The sequence below is a fragment of the Catenulispora pinistramenti genome (assembly GCF_018274385.1).
GTDB lineage: Bacteria > Actinomycetota > Actinomycetes > Streptomycetales > Catenulisporaceae > Catenulispora > Catenulispora pinistramenti.
Window position 1 is genome coordinate 1 of sequence record NZ_JAAFYZ010000609.1, and the last position, 372, is coordinate 372.

The 372-nt window shown below is 58.6% G+C and carries 1 protein-coding gene; it reads left to right on the top strand.

Annotated features, from left to right (window positions below; translation table 11 throughout):
* A partial coding sequence (locus KGQ19_RS48955; protein WP_212022538.1) for a hypothetical protein occupies window positions 1-191 on the top strand: 191 nt, incomplete at its 5' end.
* Between the last annotated feature and the right edge of the window lie 181 nt (window positions 192-372).

The window sequence follows — 372 nt, forward strand, 5'->3', positions numbered from 1 at the left end:
TAGACATCGAATCGCACCTTCACAAGAAGCCAAGAAGCCAAGGGCCTCAGAAGCCCAGAACTCAAGAACCCCAGAAGCTCAGCGCACACAACGAGATGAGCGTGGAGAAGGCGGCCGAGATTGGTGCTGAGGTCAGGTTCGTGTTGATGCGGATACTGATATCTACTGACACCTGCGGTGGTCCAGCTTAGCTCGAAGCGAGCTCGTGTCGCCTGCGCCAGCGCTGTCGCCACAACCATCGCCCCCACCTACCCCCACCATCACTCTCATCCCCACCATCACTGTCGCCGGGCTTGACCGGGGTCACGTCCGGGCTGGTGGTGTATGTGAGACTCGGTGTATGTGAGACTCCTGCTGAACAGGCCATCTTAG